Here is a 16,835-nt window from a genome sequence, read left to right as displayed (position 1 = left end):
ACCCGGTGGCCGTGAACGACATCGACGAGTGTGTGAGGGATGAACGAGAGTTCGCCGATACGCAGGGAGACCGCCCGGGAATACCGGACGGCGGACCCGGTGCCGACCGCGCCGGTCCGCCGACGGCGGAAGTTCGGCCGCTGGATGCTCGCGCTGCTGATTCTCGGCGGAGCCGGCGCGGTGGCCCATCGCACCTACGACGCCCGGCAGAAGCCAACGGAGCAGACGGCGCAGGCGCCGGGATCGGGCGGTCACGGCCGCGGCGGGCGGCCCGCCGAGATGAAGCAGGCGGTCGGCATCGCGCCGGTCGTGACCGGCGACATGCCGGTGGTGCTGCAGGGGCTCGGCACCGTGACGCCGCTCGCCACCGTTTCGATCCGCTCGCAGATCAGCGGCTACCTCACCAAGATCGGCTTCCGCGAGGGGCAGATGGTGAAGGAGGGCGATTTCCTCGCCCAGATCGACCCGCGCCCCTACGAGGCGCTGCTCGCCCAGTATCAGGGCCAGCTCGCCCGCGACCAGGCGCTGCTGCAGAACTCGAGGCTCGACCTTCAGCGCTACCAGACCCTGAACCGGCAGGATTCGATCTCGAAGCAGAACGTCGACACCCAGGCCGCCCTGGTGAAGCAGAACGAGGGGACGGTCGCGGCCGATCAGGCGCTGGTCGATCAGCAAAAGCTCAACCTCACCTATGCCCGGATCGTCTCGCCGGTGGAGGGCCGGGTCGGCCTGAGGCAGGTCGATCTCGGCAACTACATCACCGCCGGCTCGACCAACATCGTCGTGGTCACGCAGCTCCGCCCGATCTCGGTGGTGTTCACGCTGCCGGAGGACGACGTGGCGCGGGTGATGCGCCGGCTGCGCCAGGGGGCGAAGCTCACCGTGCGCGCCTACGACCGCAGCGACCAGCACGAGATCGCGACCGGCCGGCTCGAAACCATCGACAACCAGATCGACACGACGACCGGCACGGTGAAGCTGCGGGCGATGTTCGAGAACGAGGAGGAAACCCTGTTCCCGAACCAGTTCGTGAACGCCCGCCTCACGGTCGAGACGATCCAGAACGCGGCCCTGGTGCCGAACGCCGCGATCCTGCGCGGTACGCCGGGCACCTACGTCTACCTGATGGACGGCGACGAGAAGGTCACGGTCCGCCCGATCAAGACCGGCGAGACCGACGGCGTGAACACGGTGGTGGTCTCGGGCCTCGCCCCGGGCGACCGGGTCGTCACCGACGGCACCGACCGCCTGCGCGAGGGCGCCCCCGTGCGCGTCGTCGGCCACGCGAACGGCCCGCAGGCCGCCGCACCGGCCGCGGGCGCGCCCGGCGCGACGCTCCCCGCGACGCCGGCCGCCGGTGCGGCGGCGGGCTCGACGGAGAATGGACAGGAGCGCCGGGGACGCCGGCGCCCGGCACCGTAAACGGATGCGGCCATGAACCCGTCCCGCATCTTCATCCTGCGGCCCGTCGCGACGACCCTGTCGATGCTGGCGATCCTGATCGTCGGCGCGGTCTCCTACCTGAACCTGCCGGTCTCGGCCCTGCCGGCCGTCGATTACCCGACGATCCAGGTGCAGACCTTCTATCCGGGGGCGAGTCCGGAGGTGATGACCTCGGCGGTCACCGCGCCGCTGGAGCGGCAGTTCGGCCAGATGGCCAACCTCAACCAGATGTCCTCGCAGAGTTCGGCGGGGGCCTCCGTCATCACGCTCCAGTTCAACCTCGACATCCCCCTCGACATCGCCGAGCAATCGGTCCAGGCGGCGATCAACGCGGCGGGAAACCTGCTGCCGACCGATCTGCCCGCCCCGCCGATCTACGCCAAGGTCAATCCGGCGGACGCGCCCGTGCTGACCCTGGCGCTGACCTCGGCGACGATGCCGCTGACGCAGGTGCGCGATCTCGCCGAAACGCGGCTCGCTCAGAAAATCAGCCAGATCGCCGGCGTCGGTCTCGTCAGCATGGGCGGCGGGCAGCGGCCGGCGGTGCGGGTGCGGTTCAATTCCCTGGCGATGGCCGCCTACGGCCTCAACATCGACGATCTGCGCACGACGATCGCCAACCTCAACGTCAATACGCCCAAGGGCAACATCGACGGGCCGACCCAGTCCTACGCCATCAACGCCAACGATCAGGTCCGCGACCCGGCCGTCTACGCCAGCGCGATCATCGCCTACCGCAACGGCTCGCCGGTCCACCTCACCGATGTGGCGCAGGTCGTGGACGGGGCCGAGAACACCCGGCTCGGCGCCTGGGCCGATCGCACGCCCGCGGTCATCCTGAACATCCAGCGCCAGCCCGGCGCCAACGTCATCGACACGGTGGACCGCATCAAGCGGCTGCTGCCGCAGCTTCAGGCGACCATGCCGGCCGCGGTCTCGATCGCGACGCTGACCGACCGCACGACGACGATCCGCGCCTCCGTCCACGACGTGCAGTTCGAGCTGATGCTCGCCATCGCGCTGGTCGTGATGGTGATCTTCCTGTTCCTGCGCAGCTTCTCCGCAACGCTGATCCCGAGTCTGTCGGTCCCGCTCTCGCTGATTGGCGCGCTCGCGGCGATGGATGCCTGGGGCTTCTCCCTCGACAACCTCTCGCTGATGGCGCTGACCATCGCCACCGGCTTCGTCGTGGACGACGCCATCGTCGTCATCGAGAACATCGCCCGCCATGTCGAGGAGGGCGACAGCCCGTTCGAGGCGGCGCTGAAGGGAAGCCGCGAGATCGGCTTCACCATCATCTCGCTCACCGTCTCGCTGATCGCGGTGCTGATCCCGCTGCTGTTCATGGCCGACGTGGTGGGGCGCCTGTTCCGCGAATTCGCGATCACGCTGGCGGCGACCATCGTCATCTCGGCGGTGGTCTCGTTGACCCTCGTTCCGATGCTGTGCGCGCGGCTCTTGAAGCCCGTCGCCCACGGCGCCGACACGCCGGCCGCCCGCCGGGAGGGGCCGATCGCCCGCTTCGGCCGGCGGCTGAACGACGGCGTCATCGCCCTCTACGGCCGGGCCCTGCGCGTCGTGCTGGCGAACCAGGGCCTGACGCTCATCGTCACCCTCGGCACGGTGGCCCTCACCGCCTACCTGTTCGTGGTGATCCCCAAGGGCTTCTTCCCCGTGCAGGACACGGGCGTGATCCAGGGCATCTCACAGGCCGACCAGAGCGTCTCCTACGAAGCCATGGCGGAGCGCCAGCAGGCGCTGGCCGACGTGGTGCTGAAGGATCCGGACGTGGCCAGCCTGTCGTCCTTCATCGGCGTGGACGGGCAGAACGTCACCCTCAATTCCGGCCGCTTCCTCATCAATCTGAAGCCGCGCGAGGTCCGCAGCGCGGATGCGAGCGCGATCATCCGTCGGCTCAACGCGGCGACGAGCGGCGTGCCCGGCGTGCGGCTCTACATGCAGCCGGTGCAGGATCTGACGATCGACACCGCGGTTTCGGCGACGCAGTACCAAGTCATTCTCGAGAACCCGAATCTCGGCGACTTCGAGACCTGGGTGCCGCGCTACGTCGAGGCCCTGCGCCGCTCGCCCCTGCTCGCCGACGTCACCAGCGACTACCAGGGCAACGGGCTGGCGGCCTACGTCACGATCGATCGCGCCACCGCCGGCCGTTACGGCATCACGCCGGCCACCATCGACAACGTGCTCTACGACGCCTTCGGCCAGCGCATCGTCTCGACCATCTTCACCCAGTCGAACCAGTACCGGGTGATCCTGGAGGCGGACCCGAAGCTGCACACGTCGCTCGCCTCCCTCGACAACCTCTACCTTCCCTCCTCCACCGCCCCCTCGGGGCAGGTGCCCCTCTCGGCAGTGGCGAAGGTCGAGGAGCGGCGCGCGCCGCTGCTGATCGGCCATCTCGGCCAGTTCCCGGCCACCACCGTCTCGTTCAACCTCGCGCCGGGCGTGGCGCTGGGCCAGGCGGTCGAGGCACTCGAGGTCGCGCGACAACAGATCAACCTGCCGGCGAGCTTCAACGTGGTGCCGCAGGGCTCGGTCTTCGCGTTCGAGTCGGCGCTCTCCAACGAGCTGTTCCTCGTCTGCGCCGCCATTGTCACCGTCTACATCGTGCTGGGCGTGCTCTACGAGAGCTTCATCCATCCCATCACCATCCTCTCGACGCTCCCGTCGGCGGGGATCGGCGCTCTGCTCGGGCTGATGTTGTTCGGGCTCTCCCTCGACATCATCGCGATCATCGGCATCGTGCTCCTGATCGGCATCGTGAAGAAGAACGCGATCATGATGATCGACTTCGCGCTCCAGGCGGAGCGCGAGGAGGGCAAGACGCCGCGCGACGCGATCTACGAGGCCTGCCTGCTGCGCTTCCGCCCGATCCTGATGACGACGCTCGCCGCCCTGTTCGCGGCGGTCCCGATGATCATCGGCTCCGGCGTCGGCTCGGAGCTGCGACAGCCGCTCGGCATCGTCATCGCCGGCGGCCTCATCGTCAGCCAGGTGCTGACGCTGTTCACGACGCCGGTGATCTATCTCGCCTTCGACCGGCTTGAACGGCGGATCACCCGGCGGCGGGAGCAGGACGGGCTCGCGCCGGGCGGGGCGGTCCCTTGAACCTCTCCGAACCCTTCATCCGCCGCCCGGTCGCGACGACGCTTCTCACCATCGGCCTGATGCTCGCCGGCCTGTTCGCCTATGTGCGGCTGCCGGTGGCGCCGCTGCCGCAGGTCGACTTTCCCGTCATCCTCGTCCAGGCGCAGATGGCCGGCGCCTCGCCCGAGACCATGGCGACGACGGTCGCCGCGCCGCTGGAGCGGCGGCTCGGGGCGATCGCCGACGTCAACGAGATGACGTCCACGAGCTCCACCGGCACGGTGCGGATCGTCCTGCTGTTCGGCCTCAACCGCGACATCGACGGCGCCGCCCGCGACGTGCAGGCGGCGATCAACGCCGCGCGCGCCGACCTGCCGACGGCGCTTCGCACCAACCCGACCTACCGCAAGTTCAACCCGGCCGATTCGCCGATCCTGATCCTCGGTCTCACCTCGGACACCCTGACGCCCGGCCAGCTCTACGATTCCGCCGCGACCATCGTGCAGCAGCGGATGAGCCAGATCGAGGGCGTCGGCAACGTCGATATCGGCGGCTCGTCGCTGCCGGCGGTGCGGGTCGAACTCGATCCGACCGCCCTGTTCCACTACGGCATCGGTCTCGAAGGCATCCGTGCGGGGCTGGCCTCGGCCAATGCCAACTCGCCCAAGGGCGACATCGTGGCGGGCGACCGCCGCTACCAGCTCTACGCCAACGACCAGGGCCGGCAGGCCTCCGACTACCGCGACATCGTGGTGGCCTACCGCAACGGTGCCGCCGTGCGGCTGGCCGATGTCGGCGAGGTGGTCGACTCGGTCGAGGACAAGCGCAATCTCGGCCTCGTCGACGGCAAGCCGGGCGTGATCCTGTTCATCTACAAGCAGCCGGGCTCGAACGTCGTCGAGACCGTGGAGCGGGTGCGCGCGGCGATCCCGCAGGTGAAGGCGGCGCTGCCGGGCGACATCGACCTCAACATCTCCGGCGACCGATCCGCCACGATCCGCGCCTCGCTGGCGAGCACCGAGGAGACGCTGATCATCGCGGTCATCCTCGTGATCTTCGTCACCTTCATCTTCCTGCGCTCGTGGCGGGCGACACTGATCCCGGCGGTGGCGGTGCCGATCTCGATCATCGGCACGTTCGGTGCGATGTGGATGCTCGACTACTCCCTCGACATCCTGTCGCTGATGGCACTCATCATCGCGACAGGCTTCGTCGTGGACGACGCCATCGTCGTCTTGGAGAACATCCAGCGCCACATCGAGGCGGGTAAGCCGCGGGTCGAGGCGGCCCTGCTCGGCGCCCGCGAAGTCGGTTTCACCGTGGTCTCGATGAGCCTGTCGCTCATCGCCGTGTTCCTGCCGATCCTCCTGATGGGCGGCATCGTCGGAAGGCTGTTCCAGGAATTCGCCGTCACCCTGTCGCTGGCGATCCTCGTCTCGCTCGTGCTCTCGCTGACGACGACGCCGATGATGTGCGCGATCCTGCTCAAGCCCGAGGCGGAGATGCAGGGCAGGCGCCCCAACCTCCTGCTGCGGATGCTGGAGGGCGGCTTCGACGCAATGCTCGCCGGCTACGAGCGGACCCTGCGCATCGCCCTCCATCACCGCCGATTGACCGCGCTCAGCGTGTTCATCGCGATCGGGCTCACGGTCTACGGCTACATCATCGTGCCGAAGGGCTTCTTCCCCGATCAGGATACCGGCCAGCTCATGGGCGGCATCCAGGCCGACCAGCGCATCTCGTTCCAGTCGATGAAGGACAAGCTGCAGCGGGCGAGCGCCATCGTGCAGGCGGATCCGGCGGTCGAGAGCATCGTCGGCTTCACCGGGGGGCGGGGGACCAACTCGGCCAACGTCTTCGTCGGGCTCAAACCCCTCGGCCAGCGCGATTCCATCGAGAAGGTGATGGCCCGGCTCAGGCCCAAGCTCGCCCAGGTGGCGGGCGCGCGCCTGTTCCTGTTTCCGCGCCAGGACCTGAAGATGGGCGGCCGCCAGAGCTTCGCTCAGTACCAGTACACGCTCCAGGGCGACACCGCGGCCGAGCTCTACGCCGCCTCGCCGAAGCTCCTGCAGGCGCTCCAGAAGCGCACCGACATCTTCGCCGACGTCACCTCCGACCAGCAGGAGGGCGGCCTGGAAAGCCGCCTCGTGATCGATCGCGCCACCGCCTTCCGCTACGGCATCACGCCCGACCAGATCGACAACACCCTCTACGACGCCTTCGGCCAGCGGCAGGTCTCGACGATCTACAACCCGCTCAACCAGTACCACGTGGTGATGGAGATCGCGCCGCGATACCTCCAGAACCCGGAGGTGCTGAAGACGATCTACGTCTCGACCACGGGCGGCCGGGCGCGGGGATCGGCGACCACCAACGCGGTCGCCGGCACGGTCGCGGGAGGCGGAACGACGACCGCCTCACAGGCGTCCACCTCCGGCACCTCGACCACCGATACGGCCGCGGCCATCGCTGCCGACTCGGCCCGCAACGCTGCGGGCAACGCCATCGCCGCGAGCAAGGGCGGCGCCTCGTCGAGCGCGCCGGTATCGAGCGCGAAGGAGACGATGGTCCCGCTCTCGGCCTTCGCGCATTTCGAGACCGGCAATGCGCCGGTTCAGGTCTCTCACCAGGGCCTGTTCGTGGCCACGACGATCTCGTTCAACCTCGTACCGGGCAAGAGCCTGAGCGAGGCGACCGCCGTGATCGAGCAGACCATGCTCGATCTGCAACTGCCGCAGACCATCCACGGCGAGTTCGCGGGCGCGGCCAAGAGCTATCAGGAATCGGCCTCGCGCCAGCCGCTGCTGATCCTGGCGGCGCTGCTGGCCGTCTACGCCGTGCTCGGCATCCTCTACGAGAGCTACATCCACCCGATCACGATTCTCTCGACGCTGCCCTCGGCCGGAATCGGTGCCATCGTCGCGCTGCTCACCACCGGCACCGAGTTCACCATCATCGCGCTGATCGCCGTGTTCCTGCTGATCGGCATCGTGAAGAAGAACGCGATCCTGATGATCGACTTCGCCCTCGACGCCGAGCGGACCCGCGGCCTGACGCCGGGCGAGGCGATCTACGAGGCCTGCATCCTGCGCTTCCGCCCGATCATGATGACGACGCTGGCCGCCCTGCTCGGCGCGGCGCCGCTCATCATCGCCGGCGGCGAGGGCGCGGAACTGCGCCGGCCGCTCGGCACGGCCATTGTCGGTGGACTCATCGTCAGCCAGATCCTGACCCTCTACACGACACCGGTCGTCTACCTGTATCTCGACCGTCTCCGGCTCTGGGCGAAGCGTCGCCGGGGCGGACCCGCGACGGTGCCGGCCGAGTGAGGATGGTTGTTTCGTGATCAGTGACCTGCGCGAAAGCCGCTCGCGGCGAGCGGGGAGGGGAGGGTTTGCGACCCTGCTCCGTCTCTCCGGCGTCGCCACCCTCGCCGCGACGACTTCCGGCTGCCTCGTCGGCCCCGATTATTCGCGTCCCTCCGTCGAGACGCCGCTTGCGTTCAAGCAGGGCGGCCTACGCGAGGACAGCCTCGCCTACGTCCAGGCGCAGAAGGGTTGGCGCCTCGCCGTGCCGAACGATGCGGCCGAGCGCGGCGACTGGTGGCGGGCCTTCAACGATCCGACCCTCGACCGGCTGATCCGCTCGATCGACGTCGACAACCAGAACCTCCGCGCCCAGATCGCGGTCTATGACCAGGCCCGTGCCCTGGTGGCGCAGGCCCGGGCCGCGCTGTTCCCCACGGTGATCGGCGCCCCCAGCATCACCCGCTCGCGGGCTCTGGGGACGGAGCGCACGACGGTCTCGCTCCAGGGGCAGGCGAGTTGGGAGCTCGACCTCTTCGGCGGTATCCGCCGCCAGATCGAGAGCGACGTCGCCTCCGCCCAGGCCTCCGCCGCGGACCTCGCCCTCGTGCGCCTCAGCCTTCAGGCGGAGCTGGCCACCGCCTACCTCCAGCTGCGCTATCAGGACGCGTTGAAGCGGGTGCTCCAGGAGAACGTCGAGGGGTTCAAGCGCAGCCTCGCCATCGCCGAGAATCAGTACAACGCGGGCGTGGCCGCCCGCTCCGACGTCATCACCGCGCAGACGCAGCTCCAGACCACCGAGGCCTCGCTGATCGCCGTCGATCTGCAGCGCGCGACCTTCGAACACGCCGTGGCGATCCTGACCGGCCGGCCGCCCTCCGAGTTCAAGCTCCCGTTCTCGCCGCTGCCGGTTCGCCCGCCCGCTGTGCCGGTCGGCATCCCCTCCGACCTCCTAGAGCGCCGGCCGGACATCGCCGGGTCCGAGCGGCTGGTGCAGGCACAGAGCGAGCAGATCGGCGTGGCGGTCTCCGCCTTCTTCCCGACGGTCACGCTCTCGGCCTCCGGCGGCTTTTCCGGAGCGACCAGCAACGGCGTGTTCTCGGCGGCCAACCGCGTCTGGTCGATCGCGGCCAACGGCAGCCAGGTGTTCTTCGACGGCGGCGCCCGCGCCGCGGTGCTGCAAACGGCACGGGCCGCCTACGAGGCGGCGGTGGCCAATTACCGCCAGACGGTGCTGACCGCCTTCGGCGAGGTCGAGAACGGTCTGGCCGGCGTGCGCATCCTGGCGCGGCAGCAGGCGAAGCAGGACGAGGCCGTGGCTTCGGCGCGGCGCGCGGTCGAGATCGCGCTCAACGAGTACCGGGCCGGTACGCAGAACTACACCACCGTGGTGACCGCCCAGGCCCTGCAGATCAACAACGAGATCACCGCGCTGCAGATCCGCCTCAACCGCTTCACCACGGCCGTGGCGCTGATCCGGGCGCTGGGCGGCGGCTGGGATGCCCGCTCGCTGCCGACTGGCGAGGAATTGAAGGGCGTGCGCCTGCCGATCGACGGAGGCTCCGCCGTTCGCACCGACGAGTAGGGGAGAGGTCCAAACGGCGATCCGTCCGGCGCTGCGAGCAGGGCAGCTCAGCCGGAACAGGGATCGTCAGCCTCCTGTTGAAACCGGGACTCCAGCGGTCGGCCAGGCGCCGGCCGACAGACCCGGATGATCGATGCCCGACGCTCGCGTTCACGACACGCCCGATACGCCGCCGGCGCCGCCCTGCACCCTCGTGATCTTCGGAGCCGGCGGTGACCTTACGAAGCGTCTGCTGATGCCCGCCCTCTACAATCTCGCCGGCGGCGGGCTGCTCGACCAGAAGTTCTCCGTCCTCGGCGTCGATCACAACCCGCTCACCGACGACGGCTGGCGCGACGACCTGACGGGGACGATGGAGTCCTTCACCAAGGACACGTCCGCCGAATTCCACGCGGAGCGGATCGACCCGCGGTCCTGGGGCTTCATCCGCGAACGCCTGCACGTGATGCAGGGCGACTTTTCCCAGGAGGCCACCTTCAGGGATCTTGCCGGGCGTCTGACCGGAAACGTCGTCTTCTATCTCGCGGTCTCCGCCCGCTTCTTCGGGCCGATCGTCAAGGGCCTCGGCAAGGCGGGCCTGCTCAAGCAGGGCGACGGTGCCTTCCGCCGCGTCGTCATCGAGAAGCCGTTCGGCGTCGATCTCGCCTCCGCCAAGGCTCTCAACGAGACCATCCTGGCTCAGGGCGACGAGAGCCAGTTCTACCGGATCGATCACTTTCTCGGGAAGGAGACGGTCCAGAGCATCCTGGCGCTCCGCTTCGCCAACGCCTTGCTGGAGCCGATCTGGCGATCCGAGTACGTCGACCACGTCGAGATCACCGCCGCCGAGACGATCGGTGTCGAGGAGCGCGGCCGCTTCTACGAGCCGACGGGCGCGCTGCGCGACATGGTGCCCAATCACCTGTTCCAGCTTCTCACCATGGTGGCGATGGAGCCGCCGGGCTCGTTCGACGCCGAGGCCGTGCGCGACGAGAAGACCAGGCTTGTCACGGCGATCCGTCCGGTCTCGCCGCAGGACGCGGTGCGCGGCCAGTACGCGGCGGGCCGCGAGGAGGGGAAGGCCGTGCCGGCCTACCGCGACGAGCCGGACGTTGCGAAGGATTCGCGCACCGAGACCTACGTCGCCCTCAAGCTCGCGATCGACAATCCGCGCTGGTCCGGCGTGCCGTTCTACCTGCGCACCGGCAAGCGGTTGGCGGACCGGCACACGGCGATCACGGTGCATTTCAAGCCGGCGCCCTTCACGCTGTTCCGCGGGGCCGACGGCGATGAGCCCGCCTCGAACGTCATGCGCCTGAACATCGATCCGGAGCCCGGTTCCTTCACGGGCCTGAACGTGAAGCGGCCGGGGCCGCAGATGCATCTTGCCGCGATCGAGAGCGGCTTCCGCTACGCCGATTTCTTCGACCCGGCTCCCACCGTCGGCTACGAGACGCTGCTCTACGACTGCATGATGGGCGACCCGACCCTGTTCCAGCGCGCCGACACCATCGAGGCGAGCTGGGCCGCCGTCGATCCGCTGATCAAGGCCTGGAAGGACGCGCCGGTGTGCCTCTACCCGGCCGGCAGTCCGGGACCGAAGGAGGCGGAGGAGCTGTTGAGCCGGGACGGGCGCGCTTGGCTGCCGCTGGGGAAGAAGTAGGTCGTCACGCCGTCGTCGCGAGCGTCGGCGAGGCAATCCAGCGGCGCGATTGATCCGGACGGGTCGCGCGTTGGATTGCTTCGGCCTCGCCTCGCGAGGACGAAAGGAGCGTCAGCCCGCCTGCGCCTGCAGCTCGCGCAGGATCGCATCGCCCATCTCGGCGGTGCTGATCGGGGTCTGGCCCTCGCCGACGATGTCGCGGGTGCGGGCGCCGGCGGCCAGGGCGCGGGTAATCGCGCCCTCCACGAGGTCGGCGGCCTCGCCCAGACCGAAGGAATAGCGCAGGCACATGGCGAGCGAGCCGATCATCGCGATCGGGTTCGCGAAACCCTTGCCGGCGATGTCGGGCGCCGAGCCGTGGACCGGCTCGTAGAGCGCCTTGCGGGTGCCGCGGGCGTCGACCGCGCCCAGCGAAGCCGAGGGCAGCATGCCGAGCGAGCCGGTGAGCATCGCCGCGACGTCCGAGAGCACGTCGCCGAACAGGTTATCGGTCACCAGCACGTCGAACTGCTTGGGACGCCGCACGAGCTGCATGGCGCAGTTGTCCGCCAGAACGTGCTCGAGCTCGACCTGTGCGTAGTGCTCGGCATGGACCCGCGTGACGACCTCCTTCCACAGGACGCCGGTCTTCATCACGTTGTTCTTCTCCGCCGAAGCGACCCGGCCAGAGCGCTTCTGGGCGAGGTCGAAGGCGACGTGGGCGATCCGCTCGATCTCGGCGGTGGTGTAGACCTGCGTATCGACCGCCCGCTTCGAACCGTCGTCGAGCGTGGTGATCTCCTTCGGCTCGCCGAAATAGACGCCGCCGGTGAGCTCGCGCACGATCATGATGTCGAGGCCCTCGACCAGCTCGCGCTTGAGGGCCGAAGCGTCGGCGAGCGCGGGGTAGCAGATCGCGGGGCGCAGATTGGCGAACAGGCCGAGATCCTTGCGCAGGCGCAGCAGGCCGGCCTCGGGGCGGATGTCGTAGGGGACACCGTTCCACTTCGGCCCGCCGACCGCGCCGAGCAGGATCGCGTCGGCCGCGTCGGCGCGGGCCAGCGTTTCATCGGCGAGCGGCTTGCCGTGGACGTCGATGGCCGCCCCGCCGACGAGGTCGCGCTCGGTCTCGAAATCGGCCAGGCCGGCGCGCTTGAGCCAGCCGACCACCTTCTCGACCTCGGACATCACCTCGGGGCCGATGCCGTCGCCGGGCAGGAGCAGAAGCTTGTAGGTGGTCATGGGGCTGAAATCCGAGCTGATGGCACGCGCCACGTCGCCCGCGCTCTATCGGCGCGGCCCAGCCCCCGCAAGTCCGTCTCTGAGCCGGTGCGCTTGTCTTAGCCCGTCCGCTTGTCTCAGCCCGTCCGCTTGGCCGAGCGGAACGGGCGCAGCATCCACGCCATGCGCCCGACCTCGTCCTCGTCCACGCGCTTGCCGGACCGCACGGCGCGCTCGGGGGCGGAGGATCCGATCTCGTGGACGATCTGTCCGAGGAGGGGCGGGATCTCCTGACCGTACTCATCGAGGAGGACGGCAGCATCCAGCAGGGCCTGAACCTGATCGTCGGGAATCGGACGGCTCATGATCTGCGCGTCGAGTGCCTGATCGGCCAGCAACGTCGCGAGGCGGGAGACCTCCGACAGACCGGCCGGTGCCGAGAGACCGCTGCTCATCGATGGAATGCCCTCTCTATCGAACGGACTTCCAGGATAATCCGGCTTGGTGAGCCAATCCTTTCACCATGTTCGCTTCCCGCGTGCCGAAATCGACCTGATCGTGATGGGGACGTTCCGCCGGACTGCTTTCCGAGCGCGGTCCGGAAGGGCTAAGGTTCGGCCGTGCAGACACCACGCTTTTTCCACTCCGCCGCCCCAGAACGCGGTTCCCTCACGCCCGCGGCTCAGTCCGTTTCACGCGGGACGGCGATCGCCGCTGCGGCGTTGGCCATGCTCGCGGCGCTGGCCGGCCCCTCCTGGGCTGGCGCGCCCCGCGGTGGCAGCAGTGCCTGTTACGTCACCGGCGGCGGCGCCCTGGAGATCTGCCGCTCGGATGATGAGGCCGAGGGCGTCTACGCCGTCCCGCCGCCCTGCCGGTTCGTTCACGACGTGCAGATCATGCGGCTCAAGGATGCCGGCGCGCCGGGCCCGCTCCAAGTGATCTATCGGGCCGAGCCGCCGCGGGGCAGCGGTCGCCGCGGCGAGGATTCCTGCCCGACCGACCTTCGCGCCACCGATCCCGCCGCGGGCGGCGCCGTGCGCATCGGTCGGCAGATCGAAGCACTTGCCACGGTCCTGCCGCCGACCGATCCGCGCTTCTGGAGCGAGGGGCTCAAAGGCTCCGGTCCGACGCGGGCCGAGCAGCCGCGCCGCCGCAGCCGAGCCAGCCGGCAGGCCCGGAGAGAGGCCCGCCGGGCGGCGCGCGAGGCGCGGCAAGGGGACAGGCAGGCGGAGAAGATGACCTTCCGCGCCCAGGCGCCGACGCCGGAGGACGACCCGTCCGGCAACGCGATGATGGTGGCCGGGCGCGACTGGGCCGGCGACCCGTACTACGCCATCCTCGCCACCGCGACCGAACCTTCGGAGGAAGGGCGCCGCCGGGTGCTGGTCCAGGCGCGAACCTACGATTTCCAGAGCCTCGATCTGCGCGTCGAAGCCGATCCCGGCACCGAGTGGCGCCCATTCGGAGCACCGCCCGCGGAGGAAAGGGGGCGCCGCCGCGGGCGGGCGCGGCCCGCGGCGGCAAAGCCCGCACCGGTGCTCGACGACACCGGCAAGCCGATCGTCGGCAACTGCGCCGCGCCGGATTTCGAGGCGCGCGGCCTGACCGGTTCGATCAGCGTGGTCGATCGCGTCTACCACTACTTCTACACCGACGTGGTGCCCGCCGATTGCGAGGCGCCGCGGACCAAGCGGCGCATGGCTCTGTATCTGCGCACGAGCCGCGATCCGCTGGCGGAGCGCACATGGTCGGCGCCGGTCACGCTGATCGAGAGCCTGCCCGCCGAGACCGAGATCCGCGTCGCCAAGGCGCGCGGCATGGACCGCTGGGCCGTGGCCTACACCTGCTCGCGGCCGGTCACGGCCTCGGGCGGACCCGTCGCCGACATCTGCCTGCACTACACCGCCGACCTCTCGCCCGGCAGCATCACGGCCCTCGCGCTCTATGCGGAACCCGTGGCGGCTGGCCACTCGACGGCCTATCTCGGCCTTCGCTCCGGCGGCGATGCGCTCGGGCGCTTCACCCGTGACGGTTTCGGCTGGATGACAGACCGCTACGGCAACCTCGATGCACCCACGATCTACCCCGACAAGGGCGGCTTCCTGACTTGGCTCGACCGCCGCGCGCCGCGGATCGACGGCAGCGACACCTCCTCCCTCTACGGCCGGCCGGTCTTCTGGGCGACCTGGACCGTGCGGCCCCGCGCGGCCCAGCCCTGAACCGCTGACGATTTCGGCGGTAGATTCGACAGAGGGATGAGCGGCGCGTGCGCCGCCGTCGATGATGGGAGACCTCGGGCGGCCTTGGCCGGGTCGGACATCCCATCGGTGCGGGCGATGCGCGTCGAGAGAGGTCCTCGCAGGCACGTCAGGAGCAAGCCATGACGGTCACGACAGTCGAAGCCCTGGCCGAGCGGCGGGGCGCCGACGTGCTGGTGGAGGTGCTGCGCTCGGAGGGTGTGCGCTACGTCTTCGGCAATCCCGGCACGACCGAGCTGCCGCTGATCGACGCCCTGACGGACGCGCCCGACATCGCCTACGTGCTGGCGCTGCAGGAGGCGAGCGCAGTGGCCATGGCCGACGGCTACGCCCAAGGGGCGCGCCGGCCGGGCTTCCTCAACCTGCACACTGCCGGCGGCCTCGGCCACGGCATGGGCAACCTGCTCAATGCCCAGATCTCCGGCACCCCGCTGGTGGTGACGGCGGGCCAGCAGGATTCGCGGCACGTCATCACCGATCCGCTCCTGTTCGGCGACCTGACCACCATCGCCGCTCCGACGGTGAAGTGGGCGCGTGAGGTGACGAACGCCGACCAGCTCCCGGTGCTCCTGCGCCGCGCCTTCCACGATTGCGCCGCGGCGCCCTCGGGCCCCGTTTTCCTGTCGCTGCCGATGGACGTGATGGAGGCGAAGACCGCCGCGCCGCTCGGGGAGATCTCGGTCATCGACCACCGCGCCGTGGCCGGATCCCTCGACCGACTGGCAGACCATCTCGCGGCGATCGCGCCGGGACGACTCGCCCTGATCGCCGGCGACGAGGTCGATGCCAGCGACGCATCGGCCCAGGCGGTGCGGCTCGCCGACCTTCTCGCGGCGCCGGTCTACGGCTCGTCCTGGCCGGCGCATATCCCGTTCCCGACCGCCCACCCGCTCTGGATGGGCAACCTGCCGACCAAGGCGAGCGGCATCGCCGAGATCCTGGGCCGCTACGACGCGGTGTTCGCGCTCGGCGGCAAGTCGCTCATTACGGTGCTCTACACGGAAGGCTCGGCGGTGCCGCCGGGCACGGAGGTGTTCCAGCTCTCGGCCGATGCCCGCGACCTCGGCCGCACCTACGCCACGCGGCTCTCGACGGTGGGCAACGTTCGCGCCTCCCTCGACGTGCTGCTGCCGCTCCTGGAAACCCGCCTCGCGCCGCGGGCCGAGACCTATGCCCGTCTGCGCGGGGAGGCGGTCGCCGCCTACGATGCACGCCGGGCCGCCCTGGAGGCGCGGGCGGACGCCGCCTTCGCCGATCCCGTCATCCATCCCCTCGTCGCCGCCCGCGAGATCGCCCGCGCCGTCGGATCCGACATCGCCATCGTCGACGAAGCGCCCGCGACGCTCGGGCATCTGCGCACGATCCTGCACAGCACCTGGACGCGGCAATATTCCTCGATCCGTGGCGGCGTGCTCGGCTGGGGCATGCCGGCCTCGGTCGGCTTCTCCCTCGGGCTCGATCGGGCGCCCGTGGTCTGCATCGTCGGCGACGGCGCGGCGATGTACTCGCCCCAGGCGCTCTGGACCGCCGCGCACGAGCGGCTGCCGGTGACCTTTGTCGTCATCAACAACGCCGAGTACAACATCCTGAAGCAGTTCATGAAATCACAGACGCACTACGCCTCGGTGCGCGCGAACCGCTTCATCGCCATGGATCTGACCGAGCCGCGCATCGACTTTCTGGCGCTCGCCGCGTCGATGGGCGTGCCCTCGCGGCGGATCGAGCGGGCCGGGGACGTCGCCGGGGCGGTCGAGGCCGGCATCCGCTCGGGCGAGCCGAACCTTGTCGAAGTGGTCGTCAGCGCAGCGTGAGGGTCCGATGCCGCCGACCCTCGTCTTCGACACGGATTGCGTGCTCTGTGCCGCGACCGTGCGGATCGTGCTGACACACGAGCGCGACGATCGCCTGCACTTCATGGGCGCTTGGTCGCCCGAGGGGCTGGCGCTGGCGGCCCGCTACGGCTTCACCGCCGCGGATCTGAACGGCACCTTCCTACTGATCCAGGACGGCCGGGCGCTCACACGCTCCGATGCCGCGCTGGAAGTGGCGCGGCATCTCAGGGCGCCGTGGCGCTGGGTTAGGATGTTCGGCACCGTGCCGAAGCCGCTGCGCGACCGCCTCTACGGCCTCGTCGCGCGCTCCCGCTACCGCCTGTTCGGGCGGCGCCAGGATTGCGTCCGCGTGCCGCCGGACCAGAGGCATCGCTTCCACGGGGTGCAGTCGGCGGATCCGTCGCGCCCGTAGGGCATCGTCCCGAAAGGTGGTTGCCGGCTTTCGGGAAAAGACGATGCATC

The 16,835-nt window shown here is 69.5% G+C and carries 10 protein-coding genes; 8 read left to right on the top strand and 2 right to left on the bottom strand.

All coding sequences use genetic code 11. From position 1 onward, the window contains the following. Positions 1–39 precede the first annotated feature (39 nt). From HNR01_RS07960 to zwf, 5 genes are all read left to right on the top strand, one after another. On the top strand, positions 40–1,422 hold the full coding sequence (locus HNR01_RS07960; RefSeq protein ID WP_183667300.1) for an MdtA/MuxA family multidrug efflux RND transporter periplasmic adaptor subunit: 1,383 nt from the start codon (positions 40–42) through the stop codon (positions 1,420–1,422). Between the two features lie 12 nt (positions 1,423–1,434). Beyond that, entirely contained in the window at positions 1,435–4,572 is a 3,138-nt protein-coding gene (locus tag HNR01_RS07955; RefSeq protein ID WP_183667299.1) for a multidrug efflux RND transporter permease subunit, read from the top strand. Continuing rightward, positions 4,569–7,880, top strand: coding sequence for an efflux RND transporter permease subunit (locus HNR01_RS07950; protein WP_183667298.1), 3,312 nt, complete (start codon positions 4,569–4,571; stop codon positions 7,878–7,880). Before HNR01_RS07955 ends, HNR01_RS07950 begins: the two co-directional genes overlap by 4 nt. A 73-nt stretch (positions 7,881–7,953) precedes the next feature. Next, entirely contained in the window at positions 7,954–9,441 is a 1,488-nt protein-coding gene (locus tag HNR01_RS07945; protein ID WP_026105718.1) for an efflux transporter outer membrane subunit, read from the top strand. Between the two features lie 133 nt (positions 9,442–9,574). Beyond that, positions 9,575–11,083, top strand: a complete 1,509-nt coding sequence (zwf, locus tag HNR01_RS07940) for a glucose-6-phosphate dehydrogenase (protein WP_017485795.1) — start codon at positions 9,575–9,577, stop codon at positions 11,081–11,083. Positions 11,084–11,194: 111 nt separating this feature from the next. Here the strand turns inward: zwf and leuB are convergent, their stop codons facing one another. Together leuB and HNR01_RS07930 are read right to left on the bottom strand one after the other, a co-directional pair. Further along, the gene (leuB, locus tag HNR01_RS07935; protein ID WP_026105719.1) at positions 11,195–12,304 is read right to left on the bottom strand and encodes a 3-isopropylmalate dehydrogenase; all 1,110 of its coding nucleotides are present in this window, start codon (positions 12,302–12,304) and stop codon (positions 11,195–11,197) included. 116 nt (positions 12,305–12,420) lie between these two features. Further along, positions 12,421–12,738, bottom strand: coding sequence for a hypothetical protein (locus HNR01_RS07930; protein ID WP_017485797.1), 318 nt, complete (start codon positions 12,736–12,738; stop codon positions 12,421–12,423). Between the two features lie 273 nt (positions 12,739–13,011). On the opposite strand from HNR01_RS07930, the gene HNR01_RS07925 reads away from it, so the two are divergent. From HNR01_RS07925 to HNR01_RS07915, 3 genes are all read left to right on the top strand, one after another. Beyond that, positions 13,012–14,502: a hypothetical protein gene (locus tag HNR01_RS07925; RefSeq protein ID WP_017485798.1), complete on the top strand. Its 1,491-nt coding sequence runs from the start codon at positions 13,012–13,014 to the stop codon at positions 14,500–14,502. Between the two features lie 161 nt (positions 14,503–14,663). Next, positions 14,664–16,352 carry a thiamine pyrophosphate-binding protein gene (locus HNR01_RS07920; protein WP_183667297.1) on the top strand — a complete coding sequence of 563 codons (1,689 nt, stop codon included), beginning with the start codon at positions 14,664–14,666 and terminating at the stop codon, positions 16,350–16,352. Positions 16,353–16,359: 7 nt separating this feature from the next. Beyond that, positions 16,360–16,785, top strand: a complete 426-nt coding sequence (locus HNR01_RS07915) for a thiol-disulfide oxidoreductase DCC family protein (RefSeq protein ID WP_017485800.1) — start codon at positions 16,360–16,362, stop codon at positions 16,783–16,785. Positions 16,786–16,835: the final 50 nt, after the last annotated feature.

The sequence above is a fragment of the Methylorubrum rhodesianum genome (genome assembly GCF_014199985.1).
In the GTDB taxonomy this organism is placed as follows: Bacteria; Pseudomonadota; Alphaproteobacteria; order Rhizobiales; family Beijerinckiaceae; genus Methylobacterium; species Methylobacterium rhodesianum.
Note: the sequence above shows the minus strand (reverse complement) of the source record. Positions and strands in the feature narration are given on the sequence as shown.

What these genes read in the sequence shown, in the direction of transcription:
- HNR01_RS07960 (WP_183667300.1), top strand. Translation starts at nt 40, where the DNA reads ATGAACGAGAGTTCGCCGATACGCAGGGAGACCGCCCGGGAATACCGG.
- HNR01_RS07955 (WP_183667299.1), top strand. Translation starts at nt 1,435, where the DNA reads ATGAACCCGTCCCGCATCTTCATCCTGCGGCCCGTCGCGACGACCCTG.
- zwf (WP_017485795.1), top strand. Translation starts at nt 9,575, where the DNA reads ATGCCCGACGCTCGCGTTCACGACACGCCCGATACGCCGCCGGCGCCG.
- leuB (WP_026105719.1), bottom strand. Translation starts at nt 12,304, where the DNA reads ATGACCACCTACAAGCTTCTGCTCCTGCCCGGCGACGGCATCGGCCCC.
- HNR01_RS07930 (WP_017485797.1), bottom strand. Translation starts at nt 12,738, where the DNA reads ATGAGCAGCGGTCTCTCGGCACCGGCCGGTCTGTCGGAGGTCTCCCGC.
- HNR01_RS07925 (WP_017485798.1), top strand. Translation starts at nt 13,012, where the DNA reads ATGCTCGCGGCGCTGGCCGGCCCCTCCTGGGCTGGCGCGCCCCGCGGT.
- HNR01_RS07920 (WP_183667297.1), top strand. Translation starts at nt 14,664, where the DNA reads ATGACGGTCACGACAGTCGAAGCCCTGGCCGAGCGGCGGGGCGCCGAC.
- HNR01_RS07915 (WP_017485800.1), top strand. Translation starts at nt 16,360, where the DNA reads ATGCCGCCGACCCTCGTCTTCGACACGGATTGCGTGCTCTGTGCCGCG.